Raw genomic sequence first — 14,631 nt, forward strand, 5'->3', positions numbered from 1 at the left:
GAAGGACTGGATTATGAGCGTTGTCGATACCTTGCTGCTGTTGCTGATCCTTGCCACTGCCCTGGGATGTGGCCTGATGGGCGGATTGTTTTTTGCCTTCTCCAACTTCGTCATGAAAGCCCTGGAGCGCATCCCGGAACTGAGTGCGGTGACGGCCATGCAGTCAATTAACCAGGTAGTGCTCAATCGCTTGTTCCTGGCGCTGTTTTTTGGCACGGCGCTGACCAGCATTGCCTTGCTGATCTGGGCCTACCAGCGCTGGCCGCTGCCGGGCAGCCTGTGCATGGCCATTGGCAGTGCGCTGTACCTGGCGGGCAACGTGGGGGTGACGATGGCGTTCAACGTACCGAAAAACCAGAGCCTGGCGCGCCTTGACCCGGCCAGTGCCGAGGCGGCAGTTGCCTGGCATCGTTATGTCCCAACGTGGAATCGCTGGAACCATGTACGCACGGTTACCGCCTTGGCCGCGGCAGCCTGGCTGATGCTGGCGCTGGCCTTGATTCGCGGGATGTAGTTGAGAGCCAGCCGTGCTGGCGATAGGGCTAGAACAACCCCATCTGCCGATCAATCAACGCCGAAAAGTCGTCCTGCACAAACGGCAGGATGGCATCGGCCACCGGCTGCAGTTGCCGGGTCAGGTAGTGGTCGTAGTCAATCGCCGAGCGCCGGGTCTCCAGCGGTTCAGGGCCTGCCACAGTAATCACATAACTGATCCAGCCACCATTCTGGTACTGCCGTGGTCGCCCCTGGCGCTGGTTAAATTCGTCGGCCATGCGTGCTGCGCGCACATGAGGTGGAACATTGCGCTGGTAGTCCGCCAGCGGCCGGCGCAAGCGCTTGCGGTAGATAAGCAACTCATCCTGCTCACCGGCCAGGGTCTTGCGCACGTATTCGCGAAGATATTCCTGGTAGGGCTGGCGCCGAAAGATACGCTCGTACAGCTCCTGCTGGAATTGTCGGGCCAGCGGCGACCAGTCGGTGCGCACGCTCTCCAGACCTTTGTAGACCATTTCCTCATGGCCGTCGGCACCCTGGACCAAGCCGGCATAGCGCTTCTTGCTGCCCTCTTCGGCGCCGCGGATAGTCGGCATCAGAAAGCGCTTGTAATGCGTCTCGTACTGCAGTTCAAGGGCACAGTCCAGGTCATGGGTGGCCCGCAAATGCTCGCGCCACCATTGGTTGACCTGCTGCACCAGGCGGCGGCCGATCGCCTCGGCTTCGGCTTCGCTATGGGCACGCTTGAGCCAGACAAAGGTTGAGTCGGTGTCGCCATAAATCACCGCATAACCTTGCGCCTCGATCAGCTCGCGGGTGCGACGCATGATCTCATGGCCGCGCATGGTGATCGACGAAGCCAGGCGCGGGTCAAAGAAGCGGCAACCACTGGACCCCAGCACCCCGTAGAACGCGTTCATGATGATCTTCAAGGCCTGCGACAATGGCGCATTGTGCTCGCGCTTGGCCGTCTCGCGACCCTGCCAGACCCGCTCGACAATGGCCGGCAAACAGTGATGGGTGCGGGAAAAACGCGCGCCACGAAAACCCTCTACCGATGTCTCATCACCTGGTTCTCGAAGCCCCTCGACCAGCCCTAGCGGATCGATGAGGAAGGTGCGGATGATCGACGGATACAGGCTCTTGTAGTCGAGCACCAGTACCGATTCGTAAAGACCAGGCCGTGAGTCCATGACGAAGCCGCCGGGGCTGGCTTCATCCGGGCGCTCACCCTGATTCGGCGCAACAAAACCCTGGCGGTGCATCAAGGGTATGTACAGGTGGCAGAAGGCGGCCACCGATCCGCCGCTGCGATCCGCTGGCAAGCCGGTGACCGTGGCCCGCTCCAAGAGGAAGGTCAACAGCTCGGTCTTGGCGAAGATTCGTGTGACCAACTCGCAGTCCTTGAGGTTGTAGCGGGCCAGGGCCGGCTTGTCCTCGGCGAACATGCGGTTGATCTCGTCCATGCGCTGGTAGGGTGTGTCGATCGCCTTGCCCTCGCCAAGCAGGGTCTGGGCGACGTTCTCCAGGCTGAACGAGGGGAAATTCCAGGTCGCCGAGCGCAACGCTTCGATGCCGTCGATGATCAGGCGACCGCTGGCAGCGGCAAAAAAGTGCGAGCGGCTGACATGTTCGCGCCACTCCATCGCCTCGCCCTCACGCCCAAGACGCAGTGGAACCTGCAGTTGCTCGGCATGCGCCTGCAGCACCCGCAGGTCGAATTGCACCAGATTCCAGCCGATGATTGCATCGGGGTCATGCTGCGCCAGCCAGTGGTTCAAGCGTTCGAGCAACTGCGCACGGCTGTCGCAATACTCAAGGTCAAAATCGATACCTTCGGCATCGCCATTGGCCGGGCCAAGCATGTACACCTGGCGCTGGCCGCAACCCTCCAGGGCAATGGAATACAGCTCGCCACGTTCGGTGGTTTCGATATCCAGCGATACCAGCTTGAGTGTCGGTCGGTAGTCAGGGGCCGGCTTGAGTTGGCCATCCTGCAACACACCGTGCTCGTCCACGGTGCCGCTGAAGCTGACCGGGGCGGTGATGAAACGCTCCATCAGGTAGCGCTCGGGCGGGCGAATGTCAGCCTCGTAGACCTGCACCCCGGCGGCACGCAAACGCTTTTCCAGTTGAATCAACTGCCGATGCTGGCGGCAATACAAACCCAATACCGGGCGTTGTTCGAAGTCGCGCAGCTCAAGCGGACGCAACTCCACCCCACGCTCGCCACGCAGTACCGCCTGAGCTTGTTGACGGTGGGCCGCAGGGATAAACGCCACTGAGGTCTGCAGTGGCAAGCGCAGGCGCCGGGGCCCCTGATCAGTGGCCAGCCAGAACTCGACGCAGGTGCCTGCCGGGGTATCACGCCAATGCCGGGTCAGGACAAAGCCCTGCTGTAACTCCACCGCTGCAACCTCTGAACCACTGGATAGACGATGATTCTACCTTAGCCAGCCACCCGGACGCCCGGTTTAAAGCCGTGCCGACGGGCGCGCCCGGCAATCAACAGCGCCGCGCCAATCAAGGCGAGCAGCACCCAGGTGAAACTGCCCACACCCCACTGGGTCAACAACACGCCACCGAGCACTCCACCGGCGGCAATCGCCAGATTCCACACGGTGACAATCATCGACTGGGCAACATCGGCCCCCTCCCCGGCGGCGTCGGCGCTGGCGGTCTGCAGCAGGGTCGGCGCGCCACCGTATGTCAGCCCCCACAGTGCCACGCTGAAGAACACTAGCATTGGCGACTGTCGGCTACAGCCAAGCACCAGGGCCACGGCGGCAAAGCCAATCAGGCTGAGCACGACCATACTGCGCAAGTGCCGTTCAATCCACATGCCCACCAGGGCGATACCGGCCAGGGCGGCGATACCAAAGGTCAGCAACACCAACCCGGTACTTGCGGCCATATCTGCCGCAGCCAGGAACGGCACGATGTAGGTGTACAGCACGTTGTGGGCCAAGACCCAGGTGAGGATCACCAACAGCACCGTCAATACCCCCGGCGTGCGCAGCACCTGAGCGACACCTGGGCGCTGCCCCGGTTTGTGCCCTTCGAAATCCGGCACCTTGCAGAGCACCCAGACGATCAGGCCAACGGTCGAGGCTGAGACCAGCGCAAAGGTTGCCCGCCAGCCAATCAGCTCGCCTAGCCAGGTGCCGGCTGGCACCCCCAGCGATAACGCCACAGGCGCGCCGATCATCGCCACCGCCATGGCTCGTCCCTGCTGGGTGGGGCTGACCATGCGCCGCGCATGCCCGGCAATCACCCCCCAGGCAAGGCCAGCAGCGACCCCGGTCAGAAAGCGCGCCAGCAATGTCAACGGATAAGACTGCGACACAGCGGTCAGGGTGTTGAACAGCAGAAAGCCAACGATGGCCAGTAACAACACCGGGCGCCGCCGCCATCCCTGCGTCAGGGTCACCAGCGGGATGGCCGTGAGCAACGAACCCAGGGCGTACACCGTAACAAGTTGCCCGGACATCGCCTCGCTGATGTGCATGCCCGCCGAGATCTGTCCAAGCAGACCGGCCGGGAGGGTTTCACTGAGGATGGCAATGAAACCGGTCATCGCCAATGCCAACAAGCCACTCACTGGAAGCGGTTGTTCGAGCGTATCGGCCATCGTCGGGACGCTGGCGCTGCAACTCATCTGAGTCATGGTGAAACTCCTGTTGAAAGACAGGGCAAACCTTACCGGTAGCAACCACTACGGAAAAAGACGGGTACTATTCCGCACATCCAGGACATCAATGTCCGCAATAGGAGTTGCAGATGGACAGCCTCAACGGCTTTGTGGTGTTTGTCCGGGTTGCCGAAGCCCGCAGCTTTGTCGCAGCGGCCCAGTCGTTGGGGGTCAGTGCCTCGGCCATTGGCAAACGGGTGGCACGCCTGGAAGCACGCTTGGGGGTGCGCTTGTTTCATCGCAGTACCCGCAGTATCACGCTCACCGCCGAAGGTACGGTTTTTCTTGAGCGCAGCCGGCGCATCCTGGCCGAAATCGAAGCCACCGAACTTGAGCTGTCGCAATCGACTGAAACACCACGCGGTCGCCTGCGCATCAGCCTGCCCCAGGTCACAGCGCTGGTAATGCCTGCGTTGAGCGAGTTCATGGCGTTATACCCAGAGGTCGAGCTGGACCTGGACTTCAGCGACCGTATGGTGGACATCATCGGTGAAGGCTTTGATGTAGTGATGCGCGGCGGCACACCGTCAGACTCGCGCCTTAACGCGAAATTCCTCGGTCACTTCCAGCATTTGCTGGTGGGCTCCCCGGGCTACTTCCAACGCTGCGGCACACCGCGTCATCCCGATGACCTGACGCGGCACACCTGCCTGCACTACCGCTTTCCCAGCAGCGGCAAGCTGGAGCGTTGGCCACTGCGTCGTGAGCAGTCGGACCGCGACTATGACATTCCGGTATCAATGGTCTGTAACCATGTAGAGACCCGCGTCTGCTTTGCCATGCGTGATCGCGGCATTACCTGCCTGCCAGACTTCACCGTACGCCAGCAATTGGCCAAAGGTGAACTGGTCACCGTGCTGGATGAGTACCTGGAACGACGCGGCAGTTTTTACCTGCTGTGGCCATCAGGGCGAAAAATGCCATCGCGCTTGCGGGTGTTCATCGACTTCATGGCCGATCGGGTGTTTGCCGAACATGCCCGCGAGGCTCGGTACAACTATTAGTCATACAAATAGTCAATTCCAAGCAAAGGTAGTTGCGGCACCCTGGCAAGCAAAAAATCGCCCAGCGCCTGTACCTGCCTGGCTTGAAGAGAAGACCTGAGCCAAGTCAAGTAGTACCCCTCGCCGGTGGACACTGCTTGGGGCATCGACGCGACCAAACGTCCGGCCTCCATTTCTCCGCGTGCCAGCAACAAATCGACCACCGCAACACCCGCGCCTTGCTGGGCGGCGGACATCCCTTGGTCGAGAGTATCGAACAATTGCCCGCGCTCGAGCCCGGCCGGCGACGCGCCGACACGAGCCAGCCAGCGGCGCCAGTCACGGCGATCCGCTGAACAGTGCAGATGTTCAGCACGCTGCAAACCGGCAACCCCGGGTTCAAGCAGTGCCTGATAACTGGGACTGCAGACCGGCAGCAACCACTCATCAAACAACTTGAGACTGTCCACATCGGGGCCAAAACGCCCATCCGCCAACAGGATCGCGGCGTCATAGGGCTCGCTGTAGAAGTCCACGCTATCGATGTCCATCCATACACTCGACAGTTGCACCCTGCTCTGCGGCGCGAACTGACGGTAGGGTTCAAGCACCCCAAGCAGCCAGCGCATGGTCAGCGTCGAAGGGGCCTTGAGGCGAATGCCATTGCGCTCTTTCTTCAACAGTGCGCAGGCACTGTCGATGATTTTGAAGCCGACTTTGAGTTCTTGCGCCAGCGTACGACCGGGTTCGGACAGCGTCAGCTTCGGGCCTCGACGTTCGAACAACGCGCAGTCGAACAAGCCTTCAAGGGTCTTGATGTGGTGGCTGATAGCGCCTTGGGTCAAGGCCAGTTCATGGGCTGCACGGGTAAAGGAGCCGTAGCGCGCCGCTACCTCGAAAGCCCGCAGGGCTTGCAGGGCAGGAATTCGTTCGGACATCGCTAACCTCAAGCATGAGTGAAACTAATAGAAAGCCATAGCAACAGGCGTTTTACAAGGTTCAAGGGGTTGGCAAAAATGCCCGTCTCTCCTCTTGTTGCCGAGTCCCCTGATGAATACCGCATTGCTGCTGACTTATGCATTGACTGTGATGCTGTTGATCGCCACACCAGGTCCGGTGGTGGCGCTGGTGATCAACACCGCCGTCACTCGCGGTCGTCGCCAGGCGCTGTTGACGGTTCTGGGCACCAACGGCGCTTCGCTGGTGCTGATTGCCATGGCCGCCAGCCTGATTCTCACCAGTGTGGTGATTGAGCCACGCTGGTTAACGCTACTGAGTGCGCTGGGCTGTGGGTTCATCGGCTATCTGGCTGTCAGCAGCCTGCGCCAGACGCTGAAGCGAACAGCCGATACCACCATGACCGTGAGCAGCCAGGGCGGCCTTTGGCAGGGCGTTGCCATCGGTTTGTCCAATCCCAAGGACATAGTGTTCTTTGTGGCCTTTTTCCCACAGTTCATGCAGATCACTGCTCATGCGAGTCACAGCCTGTTACTACTTTCTCTAGTCTGGGTAATCATCGACTTCGCCATTCTGGGGTTGTACATCCTGTTGACCGGCAAGCTGGCAACCCCGCGCCGTCAGCGGCTGATCAGCCTGACCAGCGGTGCGCTGCTATTGGTGATCGCTGCTACAGGCCTGCTTTACAATCTCCATGCGCTTTGGCTCGACGGTTTCATGGCTTTCGAGACCGCCCCTACAACGGGTAGAATGCCCACCTCTTAAACAGGCACCTTCGAACCTCACTACGGACAGTTGGCTTGAACCCTGAACATCACCGCCACATTACTACTTTGATGCCCAGCCACCAGAACCCGCTCCACCGAGGTTTCACTCTGCGCCGCGTACCGCTGGTAGCTGCCCTGCTCGGCATGCTTGCTTCGCTAGGCGCCATGGCTGATGGCCTGCGTATCGACCCCCATGCCGACCTTCTCTACCGCCAGGCCTTGACCCTGCTGGAGCAGGCCGACAACCAGAACGCCAGCTTCAGCCTCAAGGCCGGCACCACCGACCAGGATTTGGCGCAACAGGGCCAGGCCATCGGCCGTACCCTGGCACCTGCGGTGAGTTTGTTGAAAAAAGCAGTTGAGCTGGACCATCCGGTGGCACGTTACCGTCTGGCGCTCTATTACATGACGTACTTGCCTGCCGAACAGATTCCGTCAACTGCCTGCCCGTTGCTGCAGACCAGCCTTGGCCAAGGCTTCGCCCCCTCAGCGCTGGGTATCGAGGCCTGGTGCCCGGATTACCGTGAAAGCCCAGCGTTTGCCAAGAACCTCGATCACATCCCGGGCATGGCCACCCGCTACGCGCCGTACTTTCCGCAACCGGCCGAACGCCTGCTGTGCAACCGTGAACAGCCGAAGGGCCTGGCCATGCAGTGGGGCCGCCAACGCGACTACCAAGCGGAAATCTACCGGCTGCAAGGCAACAGCAACCCGGATCTGCGTCAGTTCTATTGGCACAAAGCGGTCGATCTGAACGGCTGTTTCACGGTCCGTCAGCGAATGCTCAGCAGCCATCCCTGAAGCCAGACATAACGAGCAGGCGAGCCTGCACAGCAAGATCGTTCAAGTCAGCTTCGCGCGGCTCTGGCATGCTGTGCAACCTTGTTCAGCTGCCGCAGACTTCCATGTCCAATCCGCCGTTCGCCCGCCAAGCCTTTATCCAGGGCGCCATTGCCATCCTGCCGTTGTCGCTGGCCGTTGCCCCCTGGGGTTTGCTGGCCGGCTCCATGGCCATCGAAGCCAACCTTAGCCCGTGGGAAGGCCAGGGCCTGTCGGCCATTGTTTTTGCCGGTGCCGCCCAACTCGTGGCGATCGGCATGATCAAGGGCGGGGCCAACCTGTTTTCGATTCTATTGACCACGCTGTTGCTGACCTCTCAGCACCTGCTCTATGGCTTGTCGATGCGTCCGCTACTGTCCGGACTGCCGACCCGCTGGCGCCTGGGCCTGGGTTTTCTGCTCACCGACGAATTCTTTGCCCTTACCAGCCAGTATGACCAACAACAGTTCAACCGCTGGTACGCGCTGGGCGTAGGCCTGACCTTCTACATTGCCTGGAACCTATTCACCCTGGCCGGCATCATCCTCGGCCAGAACATTCCGCACCTGGACCAGCTCGGTCTGGACTTTTCCATTGTCGCCACCTTTGTCGCACTGATCGCACCACTGGTGCGCAATCTGCCCACCCTCGTCTGCGTCGCAGTGTCGTTGTTCAGCTCCGTGCTGTTCAGCTTCTGGCACTGGGAAACCGGGCTGGTGGCAGCCGGACTGCTGGGCATGAGCGCCGGTTTTATCTGCCAAAAATTCAGCGGAGCACGCACATGATCTTTGCCTTGATTATCGGCATGGGCCTGCTGGTATTTCTCAACCGCTACGCGTTTCTCGAGCCGCGCCTACCGTTGCGCCTGAGCTCCAACGCGCGGCAGTTTCTCGGCTTTGCCGTACCGGGCATGCTCACTGCGATCTGCGGGCCAATTATCTTTTTGCCCGGCCATCAACTCGACCTGAGCCTGACCAATCCCTACCTGCTCGGCTCGGTGGTGGCGGTGGTGCTGGTCCTGTTGACCCGCAGCACCTTGATCAGCATGCTGGTGAGCATGGCTATGTTCTTTGTCTTGCGTTGGTGGTTGAACGGCACCTCATGAACCTTGCACCGCAGGAACAGACCCGCTTCTGGCAAGCTCCAGCGCTCGGCGATATTGAGTTGCTGCATGCCCGCTATTTCCAGCAGCGCTTTGCCCCGCATGTGCATGAGGGGTATGTGATCACCATCATCGAGTCCGGTGCCCAGCGCTTCTGGCACCGAGGCAGTGAACACCTGGCGCCGGTGGGCAGCATGGTGCTGATCAATCCCGATGAACTGCACACCGGAGCCAAGGCCCATGAACAGGGCTGGCGATACCGCGGCTTCTACCCGGACAGCGAGCGCATCACCGGGGTGCTCGATGAGCTGGAACTCAAGCGCGATGGCCTACCGATTTTCGATGCCAGCGTACTTCACGACCCGCAATTGGCCAAAGCATTCAGCTGGCTGCACTGTTCGGCGGAACAAGGCGCCAGTGCCCTGGAGCAACAAACCGCCTGGCGCGAGGCGGTGTTACTGCTGGTGCAACGCCATGCGCGCGTGGCCAGTGTCCGCCAGCCAGGCAACGAACCCTGCGCCGTGGCCCGGGCCAAGGAACTGATGGACAGTCGCCTGGCTTACCCGCCGTCGCTGCAAGAGCTGGCCGACGCGGTCAATCTCTCGCCGTTTCATTTCGCTCGGGTATTTCGCCAAGCTACCGGCTTGCCCCCACATGCCTGGCTCAAGCAACGGCGTCTGAGCCGTGCCCGGGAGCTATTGAAGAACGACTGCCTGCCGTTCAACGTGGCGTTTGCTTTGGGCTTTTCTGATCAGAGTCACTTGAACCGACAGTTCAAGCAGGCTTACGGAGTGACGCCGGGAGAATACCGGCGGGCTTGCGTGGGTGTTCGCTTGGCGTAGGCATGCAAAATCGCGGGGCAAGCCCCGCGATTTAGTTCCTCAAGCCGGCGCCGAGGTCCGGATCAGGTGATCGAAGGCCGCCAGCGAAGCTTTGGCCCCCTCTCCCACCGCAATCACGATCTGCTTGTACGGCACGGTGGTCACGTCACCGGCGGCAAACACGCCAGGCAGGTTGGTCTGGCCTCGGGCATCGACAATAATCTCGCCACGTGGGGTCAGCTCCACGGTGCCCTTCAGCCAGTCAGTGTTAGGCAGCAAACCGATCTGTACGAAGATCCCTTCCAGCGCGATGTCATGCAGCTCATCGCTGTTGCGATCTTTGTAGCGCAGGCCATTGACCTTCTCACCGTCACCCAACACTTCAGTAGTCAACGCACTGGTGATCACCTTCACATTCGGCAGGCTGCGCAGCTTGCGCTGCAAGACCGCGTCGGCACGCAGTTGGCTGTCGAATTCAATCAGCGTCACCTGAGCGACGATACCCGCCAGGTCGATCGCCGCTTCCACACCCGAGTTACCGCCACCGATCACCGCCACACGCTTGCCCTTGAACAGTGGGCCATCACAGTGTGGGCAGTAGGCAACGCCACGGCTGCGGTATTCTTTCTCACCTGGCACATTCATTTCGCGCCAGCGCGCACCGGTGGCGAGGATCACGGTCTTGGCCTTGAGCGAGGCGCCGCTGGCCAGGCGAACTTCGTGCAGACCACCGTCGGTGCCCGGAATCAGTGCTTCACCGCGCTGCAGATTCATAATGTCGACGTCATACTGTTTGACGTGCTCTTCCAGGGCCATGGCCAGTTTCGGCCCTTCGGTTTCCTGGACCGAGATGAAGTTCTCAATGGCCATGGTGTCGAGCACCTGGCCGCCAAAGCGTTCAGCCGCGACACCGGTGCGGATGCCTTTACGCGCCGCGTAAATAGCTGCTGCAGCACCGGCCGGGCCACCGCCGACCACCAGCACGTCAAAGGCGTCCTTGGCGTTGATCTTCTCGGCCTGGCGCTCACCAGCACTGGTGTCGAGCTTGCTGATGATCTCCTCCAGGCCCATGCGTCCCTGACCGAAGACTTCACCATTGAGGTAGACGCTCGGCACGGCCATGACCTTACGTGATTCGACTTCGGCCTGAAACAGCGCGCCGTCGATGGCGACATGGCGCACATTGGGGTTGAGGACCGCCATCAGGTTCAGCGCCTGGACCACGTCCGGACAGTTCTGGCATGACAGCGAGAAGTAGGTTTCAAAGTTGAACTCACCCTTTAGGCCGCTGATCTGTTCGATCACCTCCACGCTGGCCTTGGACGGATGACCGCCGACCTGCAGCAAGGCAAGCACCAGCGAGGTGAACTCGTGGCCCATGGGGATGCCGGCAAAGCGCAGGCTAATGTCCGCTCCCGGGCGATTGAGCGAGAACGATGGGCGACGGCTGTCACTGCCGTCCTCACGCAACGTAATAAGGCTGGACAGGCTGGCAATTTCCACCAGCAGGTCGCGCAATTCACGGGATTTCGCGCCGTCATCGAGGGAAGCAACGATCTCGATCGGCTGAGTGACCCGTTCCAGGTAGGTTTTCAACTGAGTTTTAAGCGTGGCGTCCAACATACGGGCGATTCCTTTTTCAAACGGTAGAAATAAAAACGCCCGGGCGAAAGCGCCCGGGCGTTTTGCGGGGCGGTGACAACATCAGGTGCGGCAGGCCACCGCCCTCAGCTGGTTCACGGTCTTAGATCTTGCCGACCAGGTCCAGCGATGGCGCCAGAGTGGCTTCGCCTTCTTTCCACTTAGCCGGGCAAACTTCGCCTGGGTGAGCGGCAACGTACTGGGCAGCCTTGATCTTGCGCAGCAGTTCGCTGGCGTCACGGCCTACACCACCGTCGTTCAGTTCGACGATCTTGATCTGCCCTTCTGGGTTGATCACGAAGGTGCCACGGTCAGCGATACCGGCTTCTTCGATCAGCACGTCGAAGTTGCGCGAAATGACGTGGGTCGGGTCACCGATCAGCGGGTACTGGATCTTGCCGATGGTGTCCGAGGTGTCGTGCCAGGCTTTGTGGGTGAAGTGGGTGTCGGTAGACACACCGTAGATTTCCACACCCAGGTCTTTGAACTCGGCGTAGTTATCGGCCAGGTCGCCCAGCTCGGTTGGGCAGACGAAAGTGAAGTCGGCTGGGTAGAAGAACACCACGGACCATTTGCCCTTGAGGTCGGTTTCAGACACTTCGACGAACTTGCCCTGGTGGTAAGCAGTGGCTTTGAACGGTTTTACCTGGCTGTTGATGATAGGCATAAGTGACTCTCCTTCAGGGGGTTGAAAAATCTGATGGGAGAATCGTAGCTAATACATTCGCTCAATGCTCATTGGCAAAGCTCATGTTGTTGATTGGTTTTGGCTATAAGTACCGGGCCAGATAGCGTGAACCCTCATAACCAGGTACCTATAATTCATCGCCAACGGCTGTGTCGCAGGTGGCGCTCAACGCTGTCGGCGCTCCGGGGGCAGGCTTGCTGCCTGGTAGTCGATAGAACAGTGAGCAGTGTTGTTGCTGGCCTTCTCCCCAGCGCACCTGCAAACGCCCTTGCTCGTTGATACCGCGTACATGCAAGCGGCTCCCCTGGCCTACCATCCCCAGTTCCTCGCCGCGTTCATCCAGGACTTGAGCACCAAAGGGCAAGATGCTGCCGTCCGCTCGACGCGCGTCAATCAAGGCACTACGCCCGCTGCGGGTCGGGTAATACAGCAAGGGGGCCGCACCCGCGCGTGGCACCACACGCTGGCTGCTGATTTGCAACTCGACGTCCTGCGAGGTGCCTTTAGGGTCCAGCTCCACAGTATTGATGCTGTAGGGCGTCAACTGCGGCAGCACGCCATAACCACGCGCATCGAGCTGTACCTGCGGGGCCTGCTTGAGCCGCGCCCGCGCCGCATCCGGCGCATGCACGATGGCAAAACTCTCACCAAGAGACTGCGCACCGGTCAGCCCGCCGGCATGACCAACCAGCGCGCCGCGAACCCCCACCCCTGCCTGGCGGTAGTCGCTGTGCTGAGCTAACGAACCACTGATTTCAGCTACCGGACCGCGGTAGAGCAGATTGGCAGCCAGGCCGGCGCTGTCACCACGCGGATCATGCCGCGTGGAAAGTCCCAGGCCGTAACCCCACTGGCCATGTTCACCGGCCGTGGTACTGAGCCGAGTGTTGCTCGATGCTTGGCCATTACCATCACTGGTGAGGTTGCTGATCAACGAACTACGGCGGGTTTCGCCCAATGGCATGCTCAGGGTCAGGACGAACTGGTTGCGGCTTCCCATCGAGGCAAACAGCTCACGCGTGGCGGTAATGCCATAGCCCAATACACCCTGCCGATGGAAATAACCGAGTGAATAGCTCAAATCGCTCCCGCCTTGTCCCCAACGTTGCGCGCGCGTGGCCTGCAGGTGCAAGCGCCCACCCTGCTCGCCCAGGCCTTGATTGACGGTGAGGCTTGCGCGCAGGCGTGCCCGCGGCTGATCGTAGCGGTCAACGCCGAAATCACGCTGGCTGCGGGCAAAGTCGTTGAACCCCATGTAGCCGTGACTACTGCTGGTCAGACTGGCGTTCAGATCGGTCAATGATGAGGCCATTACCTGACGCCAGTTCAGTCGCAGCGCCTGACCGCTGGTTTGACCCTGCGCGCGGAGCCCCGCACGCGATTGCAGCGCCGTTAACGCCACTGCCCCCACATGGCTATTCACGGTAACCCCCAGCGCTGCGCCCTGGTAGCCGTCGGCGCCAAGCATGCCGCCATGCACACTAAAACGATTGCTCAAGCCCTGCTGCCAACTGCCCTGAACATGTTCCGCACCAGTGCCACCCAGGCCATCGCGCCAACGGCCGAGGCTGAAATCAAAGCGACTGGCACCGGGGCGCAAGGCCAGCGGTGCCGCTTGATAGGGCACGATAAAGGTGCGCTCAGTGCCATCGGCTTCGCGCAACGTCACTTCCAGGTCATCGCTTAAACCATTGGCGTACAGGTCGCTGATTGCAAACGGTCCGGCCTGCACAGTCGCCTCATGCAACACTACCCCACGCTGGCGTATGGTCAGCAACGCGGTGCTGTGGGCAATGCCGGTGACGGTCGGCGCAAAGCCGCGTTGCGACGCTGGTAACATGCGCTCGTCGCTGCCAAGCCCCAGTCCCAGATAGGCGATGCTGTCGAACACCTCACCCCGGCTGTAAGCGTCGCCCAGTGTCAATTGCGCCTGCCACCGGGCGACGTCGCGTTGCACATAAGTGGCCACAGGCTGATAACGACGCTCTACGTCGTCCCCGGCCTGGAGGTTGCCTTCATGGCGCCAATACCAGCCCCCCGTGTTGAGGCCGCTGCGCAGCCCGAAAAACGCCTGGCTCCAATCCTGGTCGTCGTGACGATTGTTTTGGCTGAACAGATTGACCTGATAATCGATGAAGGCCACAGGCACGCCGCTGTCCCATTGTGTCGGCGGCAGGTAATCCCGCGGACTGTACAACACTGCCTGCTGGGCCACCTGCAGGGTTAGCCGCAACCCTGAAAAGTCCAGTTGTTCGCTGGCCTCAAGGCCCAGGGCCGACAATGGCAAGCAGCGATCAGCCTGTTGTAATTGCTCGCGGACAGACGCTGCAAGCTTTGCCTGGTCAATACTCAGGGCCTCAAGCAGAACCTTGGTGTAACAGGGGCTGGCTTGCAGATCCTGGCTTTGTCGGCGCAAGGGCACCGACCAACGTCCGCTCCAGTGCTCATTGATCACCAGGTCCAGAACTTGCTCGCCTTCAGGGACTGCATCAGCGTGCTGGAAGCGGCTGACATCGGCGCCAGGGCCCGTTTCACCGTGCAAGAACCGCGAATCAAACTCCAATCCAGACGCCTCAGCCCAACCGCTCGTCGACGCGCTGACCAGGCACAGCAGCAGCCGCACCGGCAGCCGTTGGAGGCTGGCAGCAAACACGCTCATTGATCTCG

At 60.7% G+C, this 14,631-nt stretch carries 13 protein-coding genes; 7 read left to right on the forward strand and 6 right to left on the reverse strand.

The annotated features are described in order from the left end of the window. Positions 1-13: 13 nt before the first annotated feature. On the forward strand, positions 14-514 hold the full coding sequence (locus tag ACQRAX_RS01380; protein WP_412037543.1) for a DUF1772 domain-containing protein: 501 nt from the start codon (positions 14-16) through the stop codon (positions 512-514). A gap of 28 nt (positions 515-542) precedes the next feature. On the opposite strand, the gene ACQRAX_RS01385 is transcribed toward ACQRAX_RS01380, so the two are convergent. Together ACQRAX_RS01385 and ACQRAX_RS01390 are read right to left on the reverse strand one after the other, a co-directional pair. Next, positions 543-2,903 carry a DNA polymerase II gene (locus ACQRAX_RS01385; RefSeq protein ID WP_412037542.1) on the reverse strand — a complete coding sequence of 787 codons (2,361 nt, stop codon included), beginning with the start codon at positions 2,901-2,903 and terminating at the stop codon, positions 543-545. 41 nt (positions 2,904-2,944) lie between these two features. After that, a complete protein-coding gene (locus ACQRAX_RS01390; protein WP_412037821.1) occupies positions 2,945-4,153 on the reverse strand; it encodes an MFS transporter in 1,209 nt (402 codons plus the stop codon). A 122-nt stretch (positions 4,154-4,275) separates the two neighbouring features. Here ACQRAX_RS01390 and ACQRAX_RS01395 point away from each other — a divergent pair, with 122 nt between their 5' ends. Then, positions 4,276-5,190: a LysR family transcriptional regulator gene (locus tag ACQRAX_RS01395; protein ID WP_412037541.1), complete on the forward strand. Its 915-nt coding sequence runs from the start codon at positions 4,276-4,278 to the stop codon at positions 5,188-5,190. Here the strand turns inward: ACQRAX_RS01395 and ACQRAX_RS01400 are convergent. Next, positions 5,187-6,107, reverse strand: a complete 921-nt coding sequence (locus tag ACQRAX_RS01400; RefSeq protein ID WP_412037540.1) for a LysR substrate-binding domain-containing protein — start codon at positions 6,105-6,107, stop codon at positions 5,187-5,189. The two genes, ACQRAX_RS01395 and ACQRAX_RS01400, sit on opposite strands and share 4 nt — an antisense overlap. Positions 6,108-6,219: 112 nt before the next feature. On the opposite strand from ACQRAX_RS01400, the gene ACQRAX_RS01405 reads away from it, so the two are divergent. The 5 genes from ACQRAX_RS01405 to ACQRAX_RS01425 all read left to right on the forward strand — a co-directional run bounded on the left by ACQRAX_RS01405 (position 6,220) and on the right by ACQRAX_RS01425 (position 9,656). Next, entirely contained in the window at positions 6,220-6,891 is a 672-nt protein-coding gene (locus tag ACQRAX_RS01405) for a LysE family translocator (protein WP_412037539.1), read from the forward strand. Positions 6,892-6,962: 71 nt separating this feature from the next. Beyond that, entirely contained in the window at positions 6,963-7,694 is a 732-nt protein-coding gene (locus tag ACQRAX_RS01410; RefSeq protein ID WP_412037820.1) for a sel1 repeat family protein, read from the forward strand. Positions 7,695-7,798: 104 nt separating this feature from the next. Further along, on the forward strand, positions 7,799-8,497 hold the full coding sequence (locus tag ACQRAX_RS01415) for an AzlC family ABC transporter permease (protein ID WP_412037538.1): 699 nt from the start codon (positions 7,799-7,801) through the stop codon (positions 8,495-8,497). Further along, entirely contained in the window at positions 8,494-8,817 is a 324-nt protein-coding gene (locus ACQRAX_RS01420; protein ID WP_412037537.1) for an AzlD domain-containing protein, read from the forward strand. The genes ACQRAX_RS01415 and ACQRAX_RS01420 overlap by 4 nt, the downstream gene beginning before the upstream one ends. Next, positions 8,814-9,656: a helix-turn-helix transcriptional regulator gene (locus ACQRAX_RS01425; protein WP_412037536.1), complete on the forward strand. Its 843-nt coding sequence runs from the start codon at positions 8,814-8,816 to the stop codon at positions 9,654-9,656. Before ACQRAX_RS01420 ends, ACQRAX_RS01425 begins: the two co-directional genes overlap by 4 nt. Positions 9,657-9,695: 39 nt before the next feature. On the opposite strand, the gene ahpF is transcribed toward ACQRAX_RS01425, so the two are convergent. The 3 genes from ahpF to ACQRAX_RS01440 form a co-directional block, all read right to left on the reverse strand. After that, positions 9,696-11,258, reverse strand: coding sequence for an alkyl hydroperoxide reductase subunit F (gene ahpF, locus ACQRAX_RS01430; RefSeq protein ID WP_412037535.1), 1,563 nt, complete (start codon positions 11,256-11,258; stop codon positions 9,696-9,698). Positions 11,259-11,379: 121 nt separating this feature from the next. After that, complete coding sequence (gene ahpC / locus ACQRAX_RS01435; RefSeq protein WP_412037534.1) at positions 11,380-11,943, reverse strand: alkyl hydroperoxide reductase subunit C; 564 nt, start codon at positions 11,941-11,943, stop codon at positions 11,380-11,382. Between the two features lie 148 nt (positions 11,944-12,091). Further along, a complete protein-coding gene (locus ACQRAX_RS01440) occupies positions 12,092-14,623 on the reverse strand; it encodes a fimbria/pilus outer membrane usher protein (RefSeq protein WP_412037533.1) in 2,532 nt (843 codons plus the stop codon). Positions 14,624-14,631: the final 8 nt, after the last annotated feature.

Source organism: Pseudomonas sp. UM16, assembly GCF_050312595.1.
In the GTDB taxonomy this organism is placed as follows: Bacteria; Pseudomonadota; Gammaproteobacteria; order Pseudomonadales; family Pseudomonadaceae; genus Aquipseudomonas.

Bases quoted from the DNA above. Each gene is read 5' to 3' on its own strand.
- ACQRAX_RS01440 (WP_412037533.1), bottom strand. From the start codon at position 14,623: ATGAGCGTGTTTGCTGCCAGCCTCCAACGGCTGCCGGTGCGGCTGCTG.
- ahpF (WP_412037535.1), bottom strand. From the start codon at position 11,258: ATGTTGGACGCCACGCTTAAAACTCAGTTGAAAACCTACCTGGAACGG.
- ACQRAX_RS01405 (WP_412037539.1), top strand. From the start codon at position 6,220: ATGAATACCGCATTGCTGCTGACTTATGCATTGACTGTGATGCTGTTG.
- ACQRAX_RS01420 (WP_412037537.1), top strand. From the start codon at position 8,494: ATGATCTTTGCCTTGATTATCGGCATGGGCCTGCTGGTATTTCTCAAC.
- ACQRAX_RS01425 (WP_412037536.1), top strand. From the start codon at position 8,814: ATGAACCTTGCACCGCAGGAACAGACCCGCTTCTGGCAAGCTCCAGCG.
- ahpC (WP_412037534.1), bottom strand. From the start codon at position 11,943: ATGCCTATCATCAACAGCCAGGTAAAACCGTTCAAAGCCACTGCTTAC.
- ACQRAX_RS01400 (WP_412037540.1), bottom strand. From the start codon at position 6,107: ATGTCCGAACGAATTCCTGCCCTGCAAGCCCTGCGGGCTTTCGAGGTA.
- ACQRAX_RS01395 (WP_412037541.1), top strand. From the start codon at position 4,276: ATGGACAGCCTCAACGGCTTTGTGGTGTTTGTCCGGGTTGCCGAAGCC.
- ACQRAX_RS01380 (WP_412037543.1), top strand. From the start codon at position 14: ATGAGCGTTGTCGATACCTTGCTGCTGTTGCTGATCCTTGCCACTGCC.
- ACQRAX_RS01415 (WP_412037538.1), top strand. From the start codon at position 7,799: ATGTCCAATCCGCCGTTCGCCCGCCAAGCCTTTATCCAGGGCGCCATT.
- ACQRAX_RS01390 (WP_412037821.1), bottom strand. From the start codon at position 4,153: ATGAGTTGCAGCGCCAGCGTCCCGACGATGGCCGATACGCTCGAACAA.
- ACQRAX_RS01410 (WP_412037820.1), top strand. From the start codon at position 6,963: ATGCCCAGCCACCAGAACCCGCTCCACCGAGGTTTCACTCTGCGCCGC.